Consider the following 21020-nt stretch of genomic DNA (forward strand, 5'->3'; position numbering starts at 1 on the left):
CCGGCATCAAGTCGGAGTGGGAGTCTCAACAAGCTGACCGGCTCCCAGGTCGAGCAACTGCTGCCCGTGCGCTCCGGCATCAAGTCGGAGTGGGAGTCTCAACATCATCCTCATGGCCGCGCTGTGACCGCGCCTGTGGTGCGCTCCGGCATCAAGTCGGAGTGGGAGTCTCAACAGGGCCTCCTTCCCCGGGACGAGCCGGGGTACAGCGAGTGCGCTCCGGCATCAAGTCGGAGTGGGAGTCTCAACCCTCGACCACGACAGGCTCCCTGCCCTCGTCGTGAGTGCGCTCCGGCATCAAGTCGGAGTGGGAGTCTCAACGGCCGCGCCACTGGCGTGTCGACGGTCGTGCCGCGGTGCGCTCCGGCATCAAGTCGGAGTGGGAGTCTCAACCTCGCCAACTCCCCGTACAACCCCGACCGGTTCTAGTGCGCTCCGGCATCAAGTCGGAGTGGGAGTCTCAACGCTGGGGTGGGTCTGCTTTTGGGTGTGCGACACCACGTGCGCTCCGGCATCAAGTCGGAGTGGGAGTCTCAACCCCCGGTATTGGGCGCGGCGTGAAGGCGTCATCGGGAGTGCGCTCCGGCATCAAGTCGGAGTGGGAGTCTCAACGAGGCCGCCGCGACCGGCACCGTCAACTACGTCCTCGTGCGCTCCGGCATCAAGTCGGAGTGGGAGTCTCAACCACGGCTCGGGCGCCGTCCAGAACTCGACTGTGTTGTGCGCTCCGGCATCAAGTCGGAGTGGGAGTCTCAACATCACCACCGTCGGATTCGTGAGCGACAAGAGCGGTGCGCTCCGGCATCAAGTCGGAGTGGGAGTCTCAACCCTACCCGGCACACACAGGGCAGGCCCCACCATCGGTGCGCTCCGGCATCAAGTCGGAGTGGGAGTCTCAACGAGTCCATCCGCGGGAGCCCAGCACCACCACTCGTGTGCGCTCCGGCATCAAGTCGGAGTGGGAGTCTCAACGCCACCCGTCGACCCGGTACTGGCGAGCGTCCGTGTGCGCTCCGGCATCAAGTCGGAGTGGGAGTCTCAACACGATGTTCACGATCACGGTCCCGGCCGGGGCGCGGTGCGCTCCGGCATCAAGTCGGAGTGGGAGTCTCAACTCTCTCCTGGTGCCACGTCTGGTGTTCCTGCCACGGTGCGCTCCGGCATCAAGTCGGAGTGGGAGTCTCAACACTCACCGACGACACGCGCTCCGCCACGTCGAAGATCGTGCGCTCCGGCATCAAGTCGGAGTGGGAGTCTCAACACCGGTGTGGTTGGTCGGCCGTTCCCCCGTTGACGCGTGCGCTCCGGCATCAAGTCGGAGTGGGAGTCTCAACCCAGGTCACTCTCGGCTCCTGGCCGACGAGCGGGTGCGCTCCGGCATCAAGTCGGAGTGGGAGTCTCAACCTCCCGCGCTTTGCGCCGGGGTAGGCGGATGACGGGTGCGCTCCGGCATCAAGTCGGAGTGGGAGTCTCAACTGGATCGCCTCCTGGTCCGCGTCAGGCGCGAGCTTGTGCGCTCCGGCATCAAGTCGGAGTGGGAGTCTCAACACCCTCGGCGACACGTTGCCGTCGCGCACGATCCAGTGCGCTCCGGCATCAAGTCGGAGTGGGAGTCTCAACGCCACCCGTCGACCCGGTACTGGCGAGCGTCCGTACGTGCGCTCCGGCATCAAGTCGGAGTGGGAGTCTCAACCTCAGCTCACGCAGGCCGGCCGGGCTGTCGGCGACGTGCGCTCCGGCATCAAGTCGGAGTGGGAGTCTCAACTCGATGAAGCCCGCGCCGGAGTCCAGCCACGTCGGTGCGCTCCGGCATCAAGTCGGAGTGGGAGTCTCAACCCCATCGCGCTGGCGATCTCCAACCCGGAGAACGTGTGCGCTCCGGCATCAAGTCGGAGTGGGAGTCTCAACGCGCTAGGTGCAGTAGGTAATGGTGCTGTGTGCGGAGGTGCGCTCCGGCATCAAGTCGGAGTGGGAGTCTCAACGAGTGGGACGACTCGACAGCTGCCGACGCCTACCGGTGCGCTCCGGCATCAAGTCGGAGTGGGAGTCTCAACCTCCGTGATGTGGTCGATGTGGTCAAGCGCGGGCTCGTGCGCTCCGGCATCAAGTCGGAGTGGGAGTCTCAACCGGCGCGCCTGGAACCGCTGGGAGGCGTCCCTGCAGTGCGCTCCGGCATCAAGTCGGAGTGGGAGTCTCAACACCCCCGCCCGGGTGAGCCGCTCGACCCCGTTCGTGTGCGCTCCGGCATCAAGTCGGAGTGGGAGTCTCAACTTGTCCCTGGCGTTTCGCCCGCAGACCTCGACGGTGCGCTCCGGCATCAAGTCGGAGTGGGAGTCTCAACCCGAGAATCCACGTCACGACCTCTTGCAACTTCATGTGCGCTCCGGCATCAAGTCGGAGTGGGAGTCTCAACAGGTCCCCCCACAGGGGGTGCCGGAAGGCCGGCCGGTGTGCGCTCCGGCATCAAGTCGGAGTGGGAGTCTCAACCGTCGTGGAGCCGCACGTAGGTGCGCCGATCCGCCATGTGCGCTCCGGCATCAAGTCGGAGTGGGAGTCTCAACCAGGAGGTCGCCGACGGGCGCACGGACACCGAGCGTGCGCTCCGGCATCAAGTCGGAGTGGGAGTCTCAACCCCTTACCCGTCGCGTACCTGGCGCGGGTGGCGGGGTGCGCTCCGGCATCAAGTCGGAGTGGGAGTCTCAACTCCAGGTAGGCGGCGGGCAGGACGACCTGCAGGGTCGTGCGCTCCGGCATCAAGTCGGAGTGGGAGTCTCAACGCGAAGTTCCCCGCGCTGGCCGACTCGACCGCGGAGGTGCGCTCCGGCATCAAGTCGGAGTGGGAGTCTCAACTACGTGCGTGATCCGAACGTGCTACCGATCGTGTCGAGTGCGCTCCGGCATCAAGTCGGAGTGGGAGTCTCAACGCTGGTGAGCCTCACAGCGACGCCCCGGCGTGTGTGTGCGCTCCGGCATCAAGTCGGAGTGGGAGTCTCAACATCGACACCGCTTGGCAAGCCATCCAGACCTCGATGTGCGCTCCGGCATCAAGTCGGAGTGGGAGTCTCAACTCCGCCGCGCGCGCGTTCGCTTCGGCTTGTGCGCTGGTGCGCTCCGGCATCAAGTCGGAGTGGGAGTCTCAACTTGGCGCACGTCCTGTTGCCCGACGGCACAACGGTGTGCGCTCCGGCATCAAGTCGGAGTGGGAGTCTCAACTAAGGATGGTTCGGGTGTCGCAGGCGACACCCCTGTGCGCTCCGGCATCAAGTCGGAGTGGGAGTCTCAACACTGCACACGAGCGAGCCGTCCGATTCGTCGTGACCGTGCGCTCCGGCATCAAGTCGGAGTGGGAGTCTCAACCCGGTGATCCGCTCAGGCAGAGGTTCTCCAAGTGGAGTGTGCGCTCCGGCATCAAGTCGGAGTGGGAGTCTCAACATGGCCCGGTCGATGCCGGCGCTGATCGTGACCTTGTGCGCTCCGGCATCAAGTCGGAGTGGGAGTCTCAACACGCGGTCGTCAAGGCCGCGCACGACGTAGCCGCGGTGTGCGCTCCGGCATCAAGTCGGAGTGGGAGTCTCAACCCGACGCCGACCAGGCCGCCCGCGACGCGGACCGGTGCGCTCCGGCATCAAGTCGGAGTGGGAGTCTCAACCTGGTCGAAGTTCCCCGCGACCGAACCGGTGTCTTTGTGCGCTCCGGCATCAAGTCGGAGTGGGAGTCTCAACACCGTCGATCAGTGGAACGCCCTGGACTCCGACCGAGTGCGCTCCGGCATCAAGTCGGAGTGGGAGTCTCAACGGTACGGCGCGCAGCCCGGTTCGCAGGCGACACCACCGGGTGCGCTCCGGCATCAAGTCGGAGTGGGAGTCTCAACCGCCCAGGCGAGAAACGCCTCGTCGTCGTCGATGTCGTGCGCTCCGGCATCAAGTCGGAGTGGGAGTCTCAACTCCGCAGCAGCCCGGTCAGCAGCACGTCGAGCCGCGGTGCGCTCCGGCATCAAGTCGGAGTGGGAGTCTCAACATCGCCCAGCACTACGGCAACGGGACGGCGGCGACGTTGTGCGCTCCGGCATCAAGTCGGAGTGGGAGTCTCAACCGGGCATACGCCGCGACCCGAGTCACGGCGTCCGTGGGTGCGCTCCGGCATCAAGTCGGAGTGGGAGTCTCAACCAGAACACCGTGAGTTTGCTCGCGGTTCCGTTGGCTGTGCGCTCCGGCATCAAGTCGGAGTGGGAGTCTCAACACCGTCGGCGTGCCCGACATCCCGCATCTGGCGGGGTGCGCTCCGGCATCAAGTCGGAGTGGGAGTCTCAACAACGTGGCCAAGGGCCGTCTCGGCCACCTGGCGACTGTGCGCTCCGGCATCAAGTCGGAGTGGGAGTCTCAACGTCGACGAAGGTTGAGGTCGAGGCCGGCCGTGAAGTGCGCTCCGGCATCAAGTCGGAGTGGGAGTCTCAACGGTACCGAAACGATGTCCTTGCCAGCAGTCCCGAGGGTGCGCTCCGGCATCAAGTCGGAGTGGGAGTCTCAACCGCGGCATCGACGCGACAGTCAACGCGGTAGGCCCCGGTGCGCTCCGGCATCAAGTCGGAGTGGGAGTCTCAACCTGAAGCTGAACGACACTCTCACCGTCGATGCCAGTGCGCTCCGGCATCAAGTCGGAGTGGGAGTCTCAACGCGAAGCGCGGGAAATGCTCGCCGCTGTCTGGCCGGTGCGCTCCGGCATCAAGTCGGAGTGGGAGTCTCAACCATTTCGCCACAGTGGATGACCTGATCGAGCACCTAGTGCGCTCCGGCATCAAGTCGGAGTGGGAGTCTCAACTCCCGGACGACGTCGGTCACCACGGTGATCATGCCGTGCGCTCCGGCATCAAGTCGGAGTGGGAGTCTCAACGCGACGCTCGCGAGATGCTCGCCGCTGTCTGGCCGCGTGCGCTCCGGCATCAAGTCGGAGTGGGAGTCTCAACAGGTCGTGGAGCCGGGCCAGAGCATCGTGCAAGGTGGTGCGCTCCGGCATCAAGTCGGAGTGGGAGTCTCAACTACCGCTGGCACTGGACGCCGGCAGTGACCCGCGTGTGCGCTCCGGCATCAAGTCGGAGTGGGAGTCTCAACGTACTCCGAGCTGCTGGGCGTGACGCCATGGGTGGTGTGCGCTCCGGCATCAAGTCGGAGTGGGAGTCTCAACCGGCGGCGGCGCAGAGCATCCGGCTTCGGCGGGGGTGTGCGCTCCGGCATCAAGTCGGAGTGGGAGTCTCAACAGCGTCATCGGACTGCGCGACGACGCTGGTGTGAGGTGCGCTCCGGCATCAAGTCGGAGTGGGAGTCTCAACAGCCGCACCGACTTGGAGCAGATCGTCGCCGACGGTGCGCTCCGGCATCAAGTCGGAGTGGGAGTCTCAACAAGGTGGCGGACTGATGCAATCCAACGAGACCCTGCGTGCGCTCCGGCATCAAGTCGGAGTGGGAGTCTCAACCCGACCGCGATATGCACCTCGCCGGCGCGCTGCTCGGTGCGCTCCGGCATCAAGTCGGAGTGGGAGTCTCAACGCTGCCGCTCTGCGAACCACCGTTCGATCGTCGGCCAGTGCGCTCCGGCATCAAGTCGGAGTGGGAGTCTCAACCGGTAGGACGGCGGCCATGCTTGGCGTTCTTCGTCCGTGCGCTCCGGCATCAAGTCGGAGTGGGAGTCTCAACTCCGGCCCGGCCGTCACCCACTGCACGACGTGGCGGTGCGCTCCGGCATCAAGTCGGAGTGGGAGTCTCAACTCCCGGCACGACGAGTAGCCCCGCACCGGTCGGTGAGGGTGCGCTCCGGCATCAAGTCGGAGTGGGAGTCTCAACTCCTCGACCCGGTAGGCGAACCCCGCGACCCGCAGGCGTGTGCGCTCCGGCATCAAGTCGGAGTGGGAGTCTCAACACGTCCAAGTCAGTGCCGCCGTCAGTCTTGACCTTGTGCGCTCCGGCATCAAGTCGGAGTGGGAGTCTCAACTCCGTCGCCCCCGTAACCGGCGACCTGTGCTCGATGTGCGCTCCGGCATCAAGTCGGAGTGGGAGTCTCAACTTCACGCGCTTCATGTGCCTTGGCCTGGAGTACGTGTGCGCTCCGGCATCAAGTCGGAGTGGGAGTCTCAACTCCGAGAAGGCGAAGCAGATGATGCGCGACGCGCAGTGCGCTCCGGCATCAAGTCGGAGTGGGAGTCTCAACCTCGCCTGGGCGGAATCGGCTGGTCGTGAGGACTTGTGCGCTCCGGCATCAAGTCGGAGTGGGAGTCTCAACGCCGATGGCGTCCACGACCGGCACTCGTGGACCGTCAGTGCGCTCCGGCATCAAGTCGGAGTGGGAGTCTCAACCTGATGGGGTACCTGAACGCCGACAAGGGTCGGCTCGTGCGCTCCGGCATCAAGTCGGAGTGGGAGTCTCAACACCGCCAGAGTTTGTCGACGGTGAACGGGTCGAGCGCGTGCGCTCCGGCATCAAGTCGGAGTGGGAGTCTCAACACCGTCGGCGACGCGCCGGCCCGCACATTGGCCACGGTGCGCTCCGGCATCAAGTCGGAGTGGGAGTCTCAACAACACCAGCAAGGGGCCGTCCTGCTGCACGAGAACCGTGCGCTCCGGCATCAAGTCGGAGTGGGAGTCTCAACTCCGTCAGCAGGGTGTCGTCGATGTTCGTCTCCGACGTGCGCTCCGGCATCAAGTCGGAGTGGGAGTCTCAACCCGGCCAGGGTGTCAGTCTTCGCGGCCTGCGCCCCCGAAGTGCGCTCCGGCATGAAGTCGGAGTGGGAGTCTCAACCTCGGTCACGGCGTCACCGCGAACGTCCAAGCGCCATGTGCGCTCCGGCATCAAGTCGGAGTGGGAGTCTCAACTCGGTCGACGGGAGGGTCATCGGCACCAGCACGAAGCGTGCGCTCCGGCATCAAGTCGGAGTGGGGGTCTCAACAGGCGGTTTCGGCCGGTCCAGGAGTTCCAGCGAGGTGCGCTCCGGCATCAAGTCGGAGTGGGAGTCTCAACACGATCCTCCGCCACGGCGGACCGGCACTAAGAGTGCGCTCCGGCGATAGGTCGGAGAGGAATCTCGCTCCGGACCCAGGGTACGTACTCTGCTCCGGGTCCCGGCGTGCTCTGGCATCAAGATCCGCGAAGCAGGCGCCTACGGAAGCGAACCTCCAGTCGACCCGCTGGCGCAGCCGGGTCGAGGCCGTGTCGTATCAGAGCCTCATGTGGCACAGGATTTCGCCGTGGAGGACGGAGAACCATCCGTCTGGGGCCTCCGCCCACCGTCGCCAGCCGGCACTGATGCGTTCGAGGTCATCCTGGGTGGCCATCCCGGAGGTGACGACCTGCGTCGCCATCGCCGACTGCAGGATCCGGGCCTGCCATACCCCGCCCCACCACTCGCGGTCCTCGGGCGTCGAAAAGCACCACGTGCTGGAGGTCGCGGTCACGTCTCTGAGACCGGCCACGTGCGCCCATGACAGCAGCCGTCGACCGGCGTCGGGCTCGCCGCCGTTGGCCCGGGCGGCACGCTGGTACAGGTCCATCCACTCGTCGAGTTCCGCGATTCTCGGGAACCAGGAGAACGCTGCATAGTCGCTGTCGCGCACCGCGACTAGCCCGCCTGGCTTCGTCACCCGTGCCATCTCCCGCAGCGCCTGGACCGGGTCCCCGACGTGCTGGAGTACCTGGTGAGCATGCGCCACGTCGAAAGTCCCGTCCTCGTAGGGAAGTGCGCCCACGTCGGCCACATCGAACGCGACGTTCGTCTGGCCGCGCTCGGCGGCGGTGGCTTTGGCCAGCGCCAGTTCGTCCGGCCCGACTTCGGTGGCCGTGACGCGGCGTACGCGCTGGGCGAGGTCCGCCGTGATCGTCCCGGGCCCGGCGCCCACGTCGAGCACGTGGTCGTCACGCGTCAGATGCGGCAGCACATAGGCGGCGGAGTTCTCCGCGGTGCGCCAGCGGTGCGAGCGAAGGACGGACTCGTGGTGTCCGTGGGTGTAGGTGGCCTCGCGTCCCATCTCGTGATCTCTCCTCAATATCGCGACGACGTCACCCCTAGCGTCGGACCGGTCGCGGAGCGGGGGAAGATCGTGACGTTCCTAGGAGTTCTGCACCCACCCACGATCGGAGGGCAGCGATGGCGAGTGAGTTGGGGGCGTTCCTCCGAGCGCGCCGCACCGACGCTGCCCTGCAACCGGGTCAGGCCGCGGTTGGCCAGCGTCGGGTCAGTGGTCTGCGGCGGGAAGAGGTCGCCGCCGCCGCCGGGATCAGCATCGACTACTACGTCCGTCTGGAGCAGGGGCGCGAACGCAACCCCAGCGACTCGGTGCTCGCCGCGATCGCCCGCGTACTCCGGCTGAACGCCGACGCCGTCCAGCACCTCCGTACGCTGCGCGATGGCGTCCCGGAACCGACGGTGAACACGGACTCGTCCGAGACGGTCGCCCGTATGCAGCTGCTGGTCGACGCCGTCCGGCCGAACCCCGCCTACGTGCTGGATCGCCTCAGCACGATTGTCGCCGCCAACGCCGAGGGCCTGGCCCTCTTCGACGGCATTGAGGAGTTGCCGCCGCAGCGGCGCAGCACGCTTCGTTATCTGTTGACTGATCCGCGGGCGCGGACGATCTTCCTTGACTGGGAGGACGTCGTACGCGGGGCGGTCGGTCACCTGCGCGCGGCCAACGCCGACGACCTCACCGAACCGCAGTTGCAGGCGTTCGTCGCGGAGCTCAGCGCCGAGAGTGAGCTGTTCGCGGGTTGGTGGAGCGGTCACGTGGTGCACCGTCGGCGTTCATCGACGTTGCGAATCCTGACCGCAGAGGGCGCCGTGGTCGCGCGCCGCTACGAGATTCTGCACCTTCCCGACGACCGCATGCGCATGACGATCTGGTTGCCGCCAATGGCATAGCAGTCAACGACTCCCGCGCTTCGGCGCTCTCGCAGGGGACGGCAACCGGTCACCGTCAGCGCGGACCCCGTGCTCACTGGCTGCCGCGGGAGGTACGCGTGCGGGCCGCCTTCACCTCGTCCATGTGAGACTCCGCCCACCGCTTGATCTCGACCACAACGCCCATCAGGCTGTGGCCCAACGCAGACAGTTCGTAGTCCACCCGGACCGGCACCGTGGGCGTCACCGTCCGGGTCACCAGCCCGTCCGCCTCCAACTCCCGCAGCGTCTGGGTGAGCATCTTCTGACTCACGCCGGCGACCTGCGCCGCGAGCTAGACGCCGATGCCGCGCAGGACCGCCGGATCTGGCCCGAGCCAGTCGCTCATGAGAGGGGCGGCGACGAGATAGGCGACGAGGTAGCCGCGCTCGCTGAGGCGACGTCAGCCGTCACTCGCCTGCGCTTGGAGCTAGCTCATACTGACTGATGCCGTGACCCGTCGGCATCCCAGCTCTTGTGGTACGCGCCGTTCAATGGGATCCGTCGCGCCAACAGGACTCGGCGACTGAGCCGCCAGCCACCGTCGGTGCGTCGGAGGGTATCGAGGTAGGTACAGCTCGCCGACGTCCCATTTGCCATGACCCCCAAGCCCTTCGATATGGCAGTGGCCTCGTCGCCGCTGTCGCCGGTGATCACCACGTTCGTGACGTGGTGAGCCAACGGGTTGCCGTCGCCGAGTTCCAAGCCCGCGCGGCGGACCTCATCTATTCCCACCAGCTGCCCACCCCCGACGTCGGTGACGTCGTAGACGATGTCGGGTGTAAGCAGCTCGTGCAGTCGATCGAGCTGGCCCTGGTCGAAGAGATGTCCATGCAGCGACAGCGTTTCGCCGATGGCCCAGCGATCTTCAGCACTCAGCATCTGCTCCTCCAATACCGGGGACCTCCCCGTTTATGTCTTCGCTAAGCTAACGGGGATGTCCCCGGAAAGCAACTCGCAAGGACGCCAGGTCGGGCTGCGGCCCCGGCGCGCCGACGCTGCGCGGAACCGAGCGGTACTCGTCCAGACCGCCCGGAGCTTGTTCGACAAGCATGGGGTCGACGTGCCGCTGGACCAGATCGCCAAGCGCGCCGGCGTTGGCAACGCCACCCTCTACCGGCATTTCCCGAGCCGCGCCGAGCTGATCGTGGCCGTCTATGCCAGCGAGGTCGAGGCTCTCCGGCAAGCCAGCGACGATCTCCTCGAAGATCCCGACCCGGGCCAGGCCCTGACCAGCTGGCTACTCCTGTTCGTCCGCCACATCGCCACCAAGCAGGACCTGGCACTGGCTTTGCCAGACGACAACGAACGCGGGGTGCTGTTCGGCGCATGGCACGCCACGATGCACGACGCCGCCTCGCAGCTTTTCGCCCGTGCCCGTGAGGCCGGAGCCGTTCGAGCCGGCATCACGACCACCGACATGCTGGCGCTTGCCAGGGGCATCGCCCTGACTGGCCTGCCGAGCACTCAACTCGAGGCGCTGCTGGACATGGCCCGACATGGCTACCAGGCCGGCGACGAAGACCCGCCGTCGCCGATCCGTCGGGGTCGCGGAGTCTGACTCGTCAGTTCGGCAACGGTCGTCGCGCGTCGTTGCCTCGCCTGTCGAGGTCGGGGTACGGCGCTGCCGCCGGCGCGAGATCGGGGAGGTCGAACGACGCGAACACGTCGGATGAAACGAATCCGGTGATGGCACTGAAGTGCGAACCGCTCACGGTGAACACCTTGATAGCGAACGGCGTACGGTCCGGCGCATACACCGCCAAGGCGGGTTGCCGGTTGGCCGCCGTGGGCACCAGTTCCAGGGCCTGCCCGAACGGCGTGGCAAACAATCGCCGCAGGTAGACACCGATGCTGTCGCGACCGTGGAACCAGGACGGTGTCGGTGGCATGGCCATATCGGCATCGGCGCGCATGAGTGCCACGAGCGCGTCGACGTCGGCCGCTCGCCACGCGCTCACGTACTGCTGCACGAGGCCGGCGGCGTCGCCGGTCGGGCGGTGCAGCGCCGTGCTCGGCAGCCGGGCGTCGAGGAGCCTGCGTGCCCGCTGCAATGCGCTGTTCACGGCGGCTGGCGACGTATCGAGCAACTGCGCGGTTTCCGCGGCGCTGTAGCCGATGACCTCTCGCAGCAGCAGTATCGCCCGCTGTCTCGGAGGTAGATGCTGCACCGCGGCGACGAACGCCAGCTCGATGTGTTCGCGCGCGACAACGACGGTGGACGGGTCCGCCTCGTCGTCGGGCAGGTCGAGCCAGGCATCGGGAATGGGCTGCAGCCACGCAGTGTCGAGGTCGTCCGGCGCCGGCGGCAGCTGCGGGTCAGCCGGTCCTGTCAAGGCGACAGGGAGTATCCGGCGGGCGCGGCGGTCCAACGCGTCCAAGCAGACGTTGGTGGCGATCCGGTACAGCCACGCCCGAACCGAGGAACGCCCCTCGAAGCTGTCGAGACGGCGCCACGCCTTGACCAACGTCTCCTGCACCGCGTCTTCGGCGTCCTCGGTGCTGCCCAGCATCCGGTAGCAATGAACCAGGAGTTCCCGGTGGTGCCGTTGCACGATCCGCTCGATGGTCGCGCGAGGGGCGTCGTCTGGGCGATCGATGGTGGTCATGACGGGCTCAGGCTAGATCGCCGTGGTCGTCGCGATGAATCGATACCGGAGATGCCGTCAGGACAGGTAGGGCCACCACGAGGAAGGGACTACCGATGCCCACGATTCGCAACAGCGTGACCATCCAGGCCACTCCGGACGAGGTCTGGGCGGTCCTGTCGGACATGCCCGCCACCCGGCAGTGGTTGCCGGGTGTTGTCGCAGCCCGGCTGGACGGCGACCTGCGGGTGTGCACGATGGCCGACGGTCAACAGGTACACGAGCGCATCAGCGAGGTTTCCGACAAGGAACGTCGTTTCCGTTTCGACCACGTGCGGGTGCCTCTGCCGGTCCGTGAGTCCGGCGGCACGTTTACCACCGTCCCGGCGGCCGCTGGCGGCGCGACCGTCGTCGTGGAGACCACCTTCGAGCCGCTCGATCCGGGCAGCGGCGACCAACTCACCTCCGGTGTGCGGGACGCGTTCCAGGCGTCGTTGGAGTCGCTGCGCATCTTCGTCGAGCAGGGCGTTGCCTGGGACGCGCGTTCACGCTGATAACTCCGTATACGGGCGGCATTCGGCCTGCGCGCGCTCGCTCGCTGACCTTCCGGCCCACCAGGCACGGTTGACCAGGGCAGAATCTGGCACCGTGACCGACCCGATGTTCCATGCTGCCGACGGCTACGACCGGCTGATGGGCCGCTTCCTGCCCACACTCGCGCCCGCCTTCGCCGATGCCGCCGGCATCACGGCCGGCCAGCGCGTGCTCGACGTCGGTTGCGGTCCCGGCGGCCTGACGCGTGAACTCGCGGCCAGAGTGGGCCCGTCGCAGGTGACCGCGATCGACCCCTCGGCACCGTTCGTCGCCGCGTGCCGACAACGAGTACCCGCCGCGACCGTCCTGACCGGCGTTGCTGAGGAACTGCCCTTCAGCGACAGCACGTTCGACGCGGCGTTGTCCTCCTTGGTCGTCGGGTTCATGTCGGACGCGCCAGCTGGAGTGCGGCAGATGGCGCGGGTGACTCGGCCTGGGGGAGTCGTCGCTTTGAACTTCTGGGATGTCTTGCGGATGCGATCGCTGCAGGTGTTCTGGCAGGCCGCTGCCCGGGCGATCGGTGCTGTTCCGAACGATCGGGCCCTGGTCGGTGCACGGGAGGGCGATCTGGCTGAGTTGTTGATCGCGGCCGGCCTCGTCGATGTGGTGGCGACTGAGATCGAGGCCGTCGGAAACTACGACGATCTGGACGACCTGTGGTCCGGGTACACCGAAGGTGTAGGGCCGATCGGTCAGTACGTCGCTGCCCTGGACGCCGCACAACTGAGGGCCGTACGAGCTGCTGTGGCGGAAGATCTCCGTCAGCCGACCGGCCCGTTCACGCTCCGCGCCACCGCCTGGGTGGCGACGGGTCGCGTCCCGGTGTGACCTCCGGCCGTGGAGGCCGTCATGGTGGCCCGGTGGAGCTGACAGCCGCACCCTGAGCCGCGGGTAGGATCCACCTCGCTCACGGCTGCGAAAGGGAGAGGGTTGGCGGAGGCTGGGCGATCCGCCCTTGAGACCAGCGGTGACGGCTCTGCCGATCTGACCGGCCCACAGGATCGACGGTCCCTGCTTCGGCGGGCCGCTCGCGGCATCCGTACAGCAGTCCGGTTGCCGATCACGTGGCTGGTTGCCGCTTTCTTCGTGCTCTACTCGATTTACGCCGTCTCCCGCCATCTGACGTACCTCACGTCCGGCTACGACCTGGGCATCTTCGATCAAGCGGTGCAGCGATACTCGCAACTCGAGGCGCCGATCGTGCCGCTCAAGGGTGTCGACTACAACATCTTCGGCGACCACTTCCACCCGATCATCTCGTTGCTCTCGCCGCTGTACTGGATCTGGGACGATCCGCGGACGCTGCTGATCGCCCAAGCCGCGCTGGTAGCCGGGTCGATCATCCCGGTCTGGGCCTTCGCTCGACGGCGGTTCACGGCGGTTCCGGCTCTCTTCGTCGCGGCTGCCTACGCCCTGTCCTGGCCGCTGCAAGGCATGATCGACTTCGACTTCCACGAGATCGCCTTCGCCATCCCGCTCATCGCCCTGGTCATCTACCTGATCGACATTCATCGGTACGGCCTCTGCCTGGTGACCGGCGCCGTCCTGCTGCTCGTGCGCGAGGACATGGGCGCCCTGGTCGTGTTCGTCGGGATCCTGCTCTTGCTGCGGCGACGGTGGTGGGAGGGCGCGGTCGCCGTCGGCCTCGGCCTCGCGGGCTACGTGATCGCGACAGCGATCGTGCTCCCGGCCTTCTCGCCGACCGGGCAGTTCGCCTATTGGAGCTACGACGCACTGGGGCCCAATCTTCCCAGTGCCCTCGGGTATGTCGTACGGCATCCGTTCGAGACGCTGCGCCTCGCGGTCACGCCGTCGGCCAAGGTCGTCACCCTCCTCTGGCTGCTGGTGCCGACCGGCCTGCTGGCCCTGTTGTCGCCCTATCTGCTGCTGACTGTGCCGTTCCTCGCACAGCGATTCCTCAGCTCCCGCTACCAGCTCTGGGGAACGGAGTTCCACTACTCGTCGGTCATGGCGCCGATCGTCGCCATGGCTGCCACCGACGGTGCCGCTCGGCTGGTACGGCGGTGGCCCAGGCTGCGTGCGCTGCCGTTGGTGTGGTCGTCCGCGGCTCTGGCGGTGGCCTGCGCCGGGACGGTCTTTGTCCACGCCCAGTTCCCGTTCGGCCGGCTGCTGACCGGCGCGGCCTGGGCGCAGACGGATCGCACGAGGGCGATATCGGCGATTCTGCCCATGGTCCCGGCCGGTGAATGTGTGGAGACCGACGACCGGATCGCGCCGCAATTGACCCACCGCAACTACGTGTCGCTGCCCGGGATTGCCGACGACCTGGCCACCTGGCTCGTCCTGGACCTGGGGCAGACCGAAACTGGATATCTCGGGCCGACTCCGCAGGCGTTCATGGAGAAGTCACAGCAAGAGGGCTTCACTGTCGTACAAAAAGCTGGGGATATCGTGTTGCTCCATCGCGAATCACCAGTGAGTCCTCTATGCTCTGCGCAGTCATGAACCGGGATCGTCCCGAGAGGAATTCTTGTGGCCAAGCGCGTGAAGGTCTCGCTTGTCGACGATCTGGATGGTAGCCAAGCCAGCGAGACCGTCCGATTTGCTGTTCGGGGTACGACGTACGAAATCGACCTTTCCGCCAAGAATGCTGCTGCTTTCGACAGTGCGTTGGCCCGCTTCATCAGCGCCGGCCGCAAGGTCGGCCGCGGCAGCGCCAACGGCCGCGCGCGGACGGTGACCGCCACTCGGGTCGATGTCGACCTCGCTGCTGTGCGCGCTTGGGCGGCGTCGAACAACATCAAGGTCTCTCCTCGGGGTCGCGTGGCCGCGTCGGTGATCGACGCGTTCCGGGCCGCCGGAAACTGAGCGTCGCTCAGCCCTTTCGCCGCATGCGCCCGTGGGCCGTCGGCCGGTTTGGCCAGTCACAGCGCTGACGTCGTAGCCATACTGTCAAGGTGCTTGACTAGCTGGCGCTTCCTGCCTACGGTGTCGCGGTGACCGAGGGCAGTGGGGCGACCGAACGCAGCGCAGAGAACGGGCGGCCGATCCCGCGGCTGCTGCAGTCGGCCCGCGGCGCGTACCGCGACGCGATCCGGCAAGGCCTGGACGCCGGTGGCTTCGACAATCTGCCGTGGAACGGCTTTCACGCGCTGGACAAGCGCAACAGTGAGGTGTCGCCGGCCGAGCTCATGAATGAGCTGGGCATCAGCAAGCAGGCCGCAAGCCAACTGATCGACACCTTGGTGGTGCGCGGCTACCTGGATCGTGCGATCAATCCGGATGACCGCCGTCGGATGACGATCCGGCTCACCGATCGTGGCAAGGCGGCCGCCGCTGCCATCGCCAGCGCGGTTCAAGCAGTCGACGACGAATTGGCCCGCCGAGTCACCCCGACCGACCTGGTCGGGCTTCGTTCCGGGCTGGCCGCGTTGTGCGATATCCGAGAGTCGCTCGGTATCTCGCGCGCGGACGGCTGATCGCGGACTAGAGGTAGTTGTCGAGGTCGGTCGCGATGGCGTCCGGCAGCACCGGCGGCTCGTAACGCTTGATGACCGTCCCGTCGCGTCCGACGAGGAACTTGGAGAAGTTCCACTTGACCTCGTCGGTCCCGACCGCATCCGGGCGGATCTTCGAGATGCTGTCGTAGAACGAGCCGTACGACGGACCGAAGTCGCCCGGCGCTTCGCTGCGAAGGTACTCGTACAGCGGGTCGGCGTCGGGGCCGTTCACGTCGATCTTGGCGAACACCGGGAAGGTGACGTCGTACGTCGTCGAGCAGAACGCCTGGATGTCCGCGTCGGTGCCAGGCTCCTGTCCTTTGAACTGGTTGCACGGGAAGCCGAGGAGCTGCAGGCCCAGCGGTGCCTTGGCGCGGTAGAGCGACTCCAAGCCTTCGTACTGGGGAGTCAACCCGCACTTGCTTGCGACATTGACGATGAGCAGGACCTGTCCCTTGTATTCGGTCAGTGGGACCTGGCGACCATCGGCGGCGGTGACGGTGAAGTCGTGCACACTGGGCACTGCAACCCTCTCGATCGGCCCGGCCGCCGTCAGGACAGCCGGAACATCCATTCGCCGTTGGCCCGCATGACCTGACGCAATTGGTCACCGGCCAGCCGGCGCAACACAGTCTCCGGCTCGTCGCCGTCCCAGTGAGGATAGTCGGTGGTGAACATCAGCCAGTCCGTGCCCATCATGGACAGCAGGGTGTAGAGGTCGCTGGCGACCCGCGGCTCGTCGATCGGCTGGGTGCCGAAGCGGACATGCCGCAGCAGCAACTCAGTCGGTGGCTCGGTGAGCCAGGGCACTTCGATGCGCAACTGCTGCCACGTGGTGTCCAGCCGCCACAGCGCCGCCATGAGCCACGAGAATCCGAACTCGATGAAAGCGAACCGCAGCTCCGGGAAGCGCTGGAACGTCGTGGAGAAGGTCAGGTTGTTGAGGTTCGACCAGCCGATGATGCCGTAGCCGGCCCGGCGCTCGGAGTAGTTCTCGACGATGCCGCCGCAGGCTTCCACCGACCCCTGATAGGCGCCCTCGGTGCCGCTGAGGTGGAGCAGGATCGGCAGGCCCTGCTCCTGCGCCGCCTCGTAGATGGGGTAGTGGTGCCGGTTGCCGATCAGGATGTTCTGCAGCGGCATGTAGACCGCGGCGACCCCGCGATGGCCGCCGACCCGGCGGATCTCCGCGGCGGCCTGGATCGGGTCCTGGACCGAGACGCACAGCGCGTAGCGGTACCGGGAGTCGTACTCGCACCAGTGCTCGAGGAAGTAGTCGTTGAAGCCGGAGCACAGCACCGCCGCTTCGTCGGGACCGGCCAGCGCGACGGCGAAGGCCGCCGCCTCCAGGCTGGTGGCCACGGCGAAGTCGACGTGGTAGCGCTCGAGGTAGTCGGTCTTGGTGAACTCGGGGTCGGACGCCGGCATCGCCCCGGGGTAGGCGGCGGCATCCACCCGAATCGCGTTGTCGGTGGGGTGCTTGATCTTGAGCGTCGACGGGTTCATCGAGGTGTCGGCCCGCTTCAACTCGAAACGCCGGCGCCATGCTGTCGGCAGGTACGGATAGATGTCCTTGAAGCCGTGGACCGTGTGAATGTGCAGGTCGGCATCGACCAGGCCGCGGCGGTCTGCAAGGTCCGACTCCACGGCTGCGCCGGTCCGCCCCGCGACCTGGATACCGGTGCCCGTCCTCGCCGTCCCGCCACTGGAGGCGGGTCCGCCAGTCGCTGTGTCCGCGGTGGTCGTTGCGTCCATGGTGGTCATCGGTGCTCCGTCTCGGTCACGACTGCGATCAACGAACCTGTTGATCAGCCGCCTTGTTGATCGCGCCCATGTCGGCCCCGGGCACAGTTGCCCGGTCGTTCCGTCGCATCAACCACATCAGCCGTTCGGGAGCGCGCCGACAGGACCGGAGCATCTATGCCGGAATCAAGGCAAGCTAACTCTGCTCGTCACGACTGTCAAGGGCGGTGATAGGTCGCCGCCGGTGAGGCGGTCGGCGAATGAAGGAGAACGGAAAGACGCACGGTGATTTCCGGGGCCGCCACTGAATCCATGCTAGACGGTCAAGCAGCCATACTCGGCGACGAATTCAGCCTCCTGCAGCGTTTCATCGGCAGGCCGATTCCGGCGTGCCTGACGGCACGTCGGCGACCCGGTTATGGGGCCCCGCGGGCCCTGCCATTGAGCCCATCTCGCGGTGCCGCGCTGGGCCCTCGTTGACAGTCATCGTGACCACCTCCGGCCAGCTGTGGAATACGGCCAGAACCGTTGACATCGCCACCGATCGCGCCTAGCGTCGCAGTCGCGTGGCAGGCGGCAAACTCGTTGCCCGACAGTCAACCTTGTCGTTCTGCAGACCGTCGAATAGCGCCGCATGGTCGACGTCAGACGAGCAAGCCGCCGGCTGCCACGCACAGCTCCGGCCAGCGGGGACAAGTCCCATTGACGCCGACGAATAGGGAGTCTCATGTACGAGTTTCGTGGTCGTGAGGTGCTGACGACCGTCGAGGAAATGGTCGATCCGCGACACGCGGCCCTGCTGGTCTACGACGCGACGTACGCCTCGTGCGGCGACAGTTTCACGACGGGCTCGTTCATGCGTGCAGTCCCGGACATGCTGCCGCGCTGGGAACGCATTATCGAAGCGGCCCGGCAGGCCGGCGTACCGGTCATCTACACCCGTGTTCTGTTGTGCCTGGATGCCTACTCCGGCCCATTCCTCCGGTACCTGTCGAAATTCGTCAAGGATCCGACAGAAGGCATTCCGTGGGTCGAGACCGAGGATCGCGGTCCGGAGAATCAGATCGTCAAGGAGATCGCGCCGCAGCCGGGCGACATCGTGATGGAGAAGTACTTCAACAACGCCTATACCGGTACGGCGTTCGACCAGATCCTGAAGTCGCGCGGGATCAAGACCATCGTGCAGACCGGGATCAGCACGGAGTCCGGGATCGAGAACAACGCCCGCTGGGCGATCATCGCCGGCTACTACCCGGTGATCGTGACCGACTGCGTCAACTCCGGCTATCCGGAGATGCACGCCTCGTCGCTGCGGTACATGGAGCGGTCGGCCGACCTGGCCACGGCCGACGAAATCATCGAGATCTGGTCGCGGCACTCATCGTGAGCGCTCGGGTCACAAGCTCCGCCCCGGGACTAGTCTCGGGATCGTCCGGCAGGCACGGTCCCGGGCGCCCGATCTCGACGGCGAAGATCACTGCACGGTCTGGGAAGTGAGGGTTCCGATGGACGACCCGATCGTCATCGTCTCCAGCGACGGCCACGCCGGCGCCCTGATGGCCGACTACCGGCCATACCTGGACGCGGCCTACCGCGAGGAGTTCGACGACTTCTTGATCGAATGGAACGAGCACGGCTCGCGGAACTTCGACCCGCCGGCGTTGCGGTCACGGCTGGATCCGGCGGATGTCGAGGACTGGACGGCCAAGATGGTCGACACCGGCCGGCTCGACGGCTTCCCCGACCCGAACCGGCGGTTGCAGGAGGTCGAGAAGGAAGGCATCTGCGCCGAGGTCCTGTTCCCGGACTTCGGGATTCCGTTCGAACTGTATTCCCGCGGCATCGCCGCGACGCTGGGCCGGACGTACACCCTGGCCGACGACGGTCACCGGCAGGCAGCGTTCCGGGCGTTCAACCGCTGGCTGATGGACTACGTGAGTGCGGCGCCGGAGCGGTTCGTCGGGACCGCCGTGGTGAGTTGGCATGACGTCGACGCCGCGCTGACCGACATCAGAGCTGCCCACGCCGGAGGACTGCGAGCGATCGTGCTTCCCGAGTTCTCCGGTGCCCGGCCGCTGTACCACCACTCCTTCGAGCCGATCTGGAATCTCATCGAAGAGCTGGGCCTCATCGTCAGCTCGCACGCCGGCATCTCGTCGACCTCCAACCAGCAGGTGGGCGCGACCGAGGTCGCGCATCCCGCCATGGCAGCGCGATTGTGGATGCCGGAGTTGATGTTCCGCGTCCACAACATCCTGACGCACCTCATCTGGGGCGGCGTGCTGGAGCGGCATCCGACCATGAAGGTGGTCTTCACCGAGCAGGGATCGGGCTGGGTGGTGCCGCAGCTGGCCGACATGGACTACTCGTACGAGGGCAGTTACTTCCGCAGCGACTACAAGGATCTGATCCGCTCCAAGCCCAGTGAGTACTTCCGCCGTCAGTGCTACCTGGGCTCGTCATTGTTCTCCCGAGCCGAGATCAGTGCGCGCCGCACCATCGGCTTGGACAAGATGATGCTGGGGATGGACTTCCCCCACCATGAGGGCACGCTGGTCCACTCGACCCAGGAATACCTTCGAGCCACGTTGGGCGCCGCCGGCGTCCCGTTGGAGGAGGCCCGGTTGATGTTGGGCCTGACCGCGGCCGAGGTCTACGGCTTCGACCTCGAGCGGCTCGTGCCGGTCGCGGCCCGGCTGGGCCTGCAACCCGACCAGATCCTCTCCGAGCCGGACTACGAGCTCTATCCACGCGGCGACGTCCACCGGCCCGCCGTGCTGGCGATTTGAGGCTTGCGGTGACCGAGGGCCCGGCACCAGGCCGACGCGCGGGCGGCGTCGCGGTGGTCTTGGGTGCTGCCGGCGGTCTCGGCGAAGGGGTCGCCCGCCGGCTCGCGGACGACGGCATGCGGCTGGTGCTGGCCGACGTCGACCGGGCGCCGGTGCACGACCTGGCCGACGACCTGGCCGCCGCCGGTCACCCGGAGGTCCTGGCACTGCGGACCGACGTCACCTCGACCGCGGACGTCACGGCATTGCGGGACGCCGCGGTCGATCGGTACGGCGAGGTGAACCTCGTCTTCAACACGATCGGCGTGACCACCATCGGCCCGTTCTGGAAGCTCAAGCGCGGCGACTGGGACTGGGTCATGTCAGTCAACCTGGCGGGCGCGCTGAACGTCACCGAGGCGTTCCTGCCGCAGTTCGTCGACACCGATCAGGGACAGCTGATCCACACGTCCTCGACGACGGCGGTGGCGCCGGGCCGCGGCAACGCCGCGCCGTACGTCGCGAGCAAGGCCGCCCTGGTGGCCCTGTGTGAGGGCCTGCAGCAGGATCTGTGGGCTGCCGGTTCGCAGGTCACGGTGCACGTCGCCTTCCCCGGTACCGTGCAGTCCGAGATCGCCACGTCCGAACGGAATCGGCCTGCCGAGTTCGGTCCGCCGAGCATGGACCCGGCCGACGTCGCGCGGCTGCGAGCACATTCGCAGACCGCGGGTCTGCCCGGCACGACCGTGGCGGCGAATCTGCTCGGTGAACTCGACGAGGGCCGGTTCTACCTGTTCGGGCACGACACCGATCGGCAGGTCGCTGCCAGCCGGTACGAGGACATCACCAGCGGCATCCTGTCGCGGGAAGCGCAGCCCGGCAGTTTCGACGTCCGGATGGCCTTGACCGAATCGCCGGGACGCTAGCGACTCGGCCGACCATCGCC

At 66.5% G+C, this 21020-nt stretch carries 16 protein-coding genes and 1 CRISPR repeat array (1 of these 17 cut by a window edge); of the genes, 10 read left to right on the forward strand and 6 right to left on the reverse strand.

Features of this window, described 5'->3' with window-relative positions:
- Positions 1-7078: a CRISPR direct-repeat array (repeat unit 37 nt; unit sequence GTGCGCTCCGGCATCAAGTCGGAGTGGGAGTCTCAAC) (it extends 227 nt beyond the left edge of the window).
- Between the two features lie 127 nt (positions 7079-7205).
- Positions 7206-8012, reverse strand: coding sequence for an SAM-dependent methyltransferase (locus EPO13_09065; GenBank protein TAK68910.1), 807 nt, complete (start codon positions 8010-8012; stop codon positions 7206-7208).
- A gap of 119 nt (positions 8013-8131) precedes the next feature.
- Here EPO13_09065 and EPO13_09070 point away from each other — a divergent pair, with 119 nt between their 5' ends.
- Positions 8132-8902: an XRE family transcriptional regulator gene (locus EPO13_09070; GenBank protein TAK68911.1), complete on the forward strand. Its 771-nt coding sequence runs from the start codon at positions 8132-8134 to the stop codon at positions 8900-8902.
- Between the two features lie 73 nt (positions 8903-8975).
- Here EPO13_09070 and EPO13_09075 read toward each other — a convergent pair whose 3' ends face one another.
- Positions 8976-9182, reverse strand: a complete 207-nt coding sequence (locus tag EPO13_09075; GenBank protein TAK69053.1) for a transcriptional regulator — start codon at positions 9180-9182, stop codon at positions 8976-8978.
- 173 nt (positions 9183-9355) lie between these two features.
- Positions 9356-9802 carry a nuclear transport factor 2 family protein gene (locus tag EPO13_09080; protein TAK68912.1) on the reverse strand — a complete coding sequence of 149 codons (447 nt, stop codon included), beginning with the start codon at positions 9800-9802 and terminating at the stop codon, positions 9356-9358.
- On the opposite strand from EPO13_09080, the gene EPO13_09085 reads away from it, so the two are divergent.
- Positions 9693-10481 (forward strand): TetR/AcrR family transcriptional regulator, encoded by a 789-nt coding sequence (locus tag EPO13_09085; protein ID TAK68913.1) that lies wholly within the window; start codon positions 9693-9695, stop codon positions 10479-10481. The two genes, EPO13_09080 and EPO13_09085, sit on opposite strands and share 110 nt — an antisense overlap.
- Positions 10482-10485: 4 nt before the next feature.
- Here the strand turns inward: EPO13_09085 and EPO13_09090 are convergent, their stop codons facing one another.
- Entirely contained in the window at positions 10486-11529 is a 1044-nt protein-coding gene (locus EPO13_09090) for a sigma-70 family RNA polymerase sigma factor (GenBank protein TAK68914.1), read from the reverse strand.
- A gap of 95 nt (positions 11530-11624) precedes the next feature.
- Between EPO13_09090 and EPO13_09095 the strand changes: the two genes are divergently transcribed.
- The 5 genes from EPO13_09095 to EPO13_09115 all read left to right on the forward strand — a co-directional run bounded on the left by EPO13_09095 (position 11625) and on the right by EPO13_09115 (position 15542).
- Complete coding sequence (locus tag EPO13_09095; protein TAK68915.1) at positions 11625-12062, forward strand: SRPBCC family protein; 438 nt, start codon at positions 11625-11627, stop codon at positions 12060-12062.
- Positions 12063-12168: 106 nt separating this feature from the next.
- Positions 12169-12930: a class I SAM-dependent methyltransferase gene (locus EPO13_09100; GenBank protein ID TAK69054.1), complete on the forward strand. Its 762-nt coding sequence runs from the start codon at positions 12169-12171 to the stop codon at positions 12928-12930.
- Between the two features lie 102 nt (positions 12931-13032).
- Positions 13033-14568 carry a DUF2079 domain-containing protein gene (locus EPO13_09105; protein TAK68916.1) on the forward strand — a complete coding sequence of 512 codons (1536 nt, stop codon included), beginning with the start codon at positions 13033-13035 and terminating at the stop codon, positions 14566-14568.
- Positions 14569-14595: 27 nt separating this feature from the next.
- On the forward strand, positions 14596-14931 hold the full coding sequence (locus EPO13_09110; GenBank protein TAK68917.1) for an Lsr2 family protein: 336 nt from the start codon (positions 14596-14598) through the stop codon (positions 14929-14931).
- Positions 14932-15059: 128 nt separating this feature from the next.
- Positions 15060-15542: a MarR family transcriptional regulator gene (locus EPO13_09115; GenBank protein ID TAK68918.1), complete on the forward strand. Its 483-nt coding sequence runs from the start codon at positions 15060-15062 to the stop codon at positions 15540-15542.
- 7 nt (positions 15543-15549) lie between these two features.
- Here the strand turns inward: EPO13_09115 and EPO13_09120 are convergent, their stop codons facing one another.
- Together EPO13_09120 and EPO13_09125 are read right to left on the reverse strand one after the other, a co-directional pair.
- Positions 15550-16137, reverse strand: coding sequence for a glutathione peroxidase (locus EPO13_09120; protein ID TAK68919.1), 588 nt, complete (start codon positions 16135-16137; stop codon positions 15550-15552).
- Positions 16116-17327 carry an amidohydrolase gene (locus tag EPO13_09125; GenBank protein TAK68920.1) on the reverse strand — a complete coding sequence of 404 codons (1212 nt, stop codon included), beginning with the start codon at positions 17325-17327 and terminating at the stop codon, positions 16116-16118. Before EPO13_09125 ends, EPO13_09120 begins: the two co-directional genes overlap by 22 nt.
- A gap of 706 nt (positions 17328-18033) precedes the next feature.
- On the opposite strand from EPO13_09125, the gene EPO13_09130 reads away from it, so the two are divergent.
- The 3 genes from EPO13_09130 (at position 18034) to EPO13_09140 (ending at position 21000) form a co-directional block, all read left to right on the forward strand.
- The gene (locus tag EPO13_09130) at positions 18034-18693 is read left to right on the forward strand and encodes a cysteine hydrolase (protein ID TAK68921.1); all 660 of its coding nucleotides are present in this window, start codon (positions 18034-18036) and stop codon (positions 18691-18693) included.
- Positions 18694-18811: 118 nt separating this feature from the next.
- Entirely contained in the window at positions 18812-20095 is a 1284-nt protein-coding gene (locus EPO13_09135) for an amidohydrolase (GenBank protein ID TAK69055.1), read from the forward strand.
- Complete coding sequence (locus EPO13_09140; GenBank protein TAK68922.1) at positions 20092-21000, forward strand: SDR family NAD(P)-dependent oxidoreductase; 909 nt, start codon at positions 20092-20094, stop codon at positions 20998-21000. Before EPO13_09135 ends, EPO13_09140 begins: the two co-directional genes overlap by 4 nt.
- Positions 21001-21020: the final 20 nt, after the last annotated feature.

It is taken from the genome of Actinomycetota bacterium, assembly GCA_004297305.1.
GTDB lineage: Bacteria > Actinomycetota > Actinomycetes > S36-B12 > FW305-bin1 > FW305-bin1.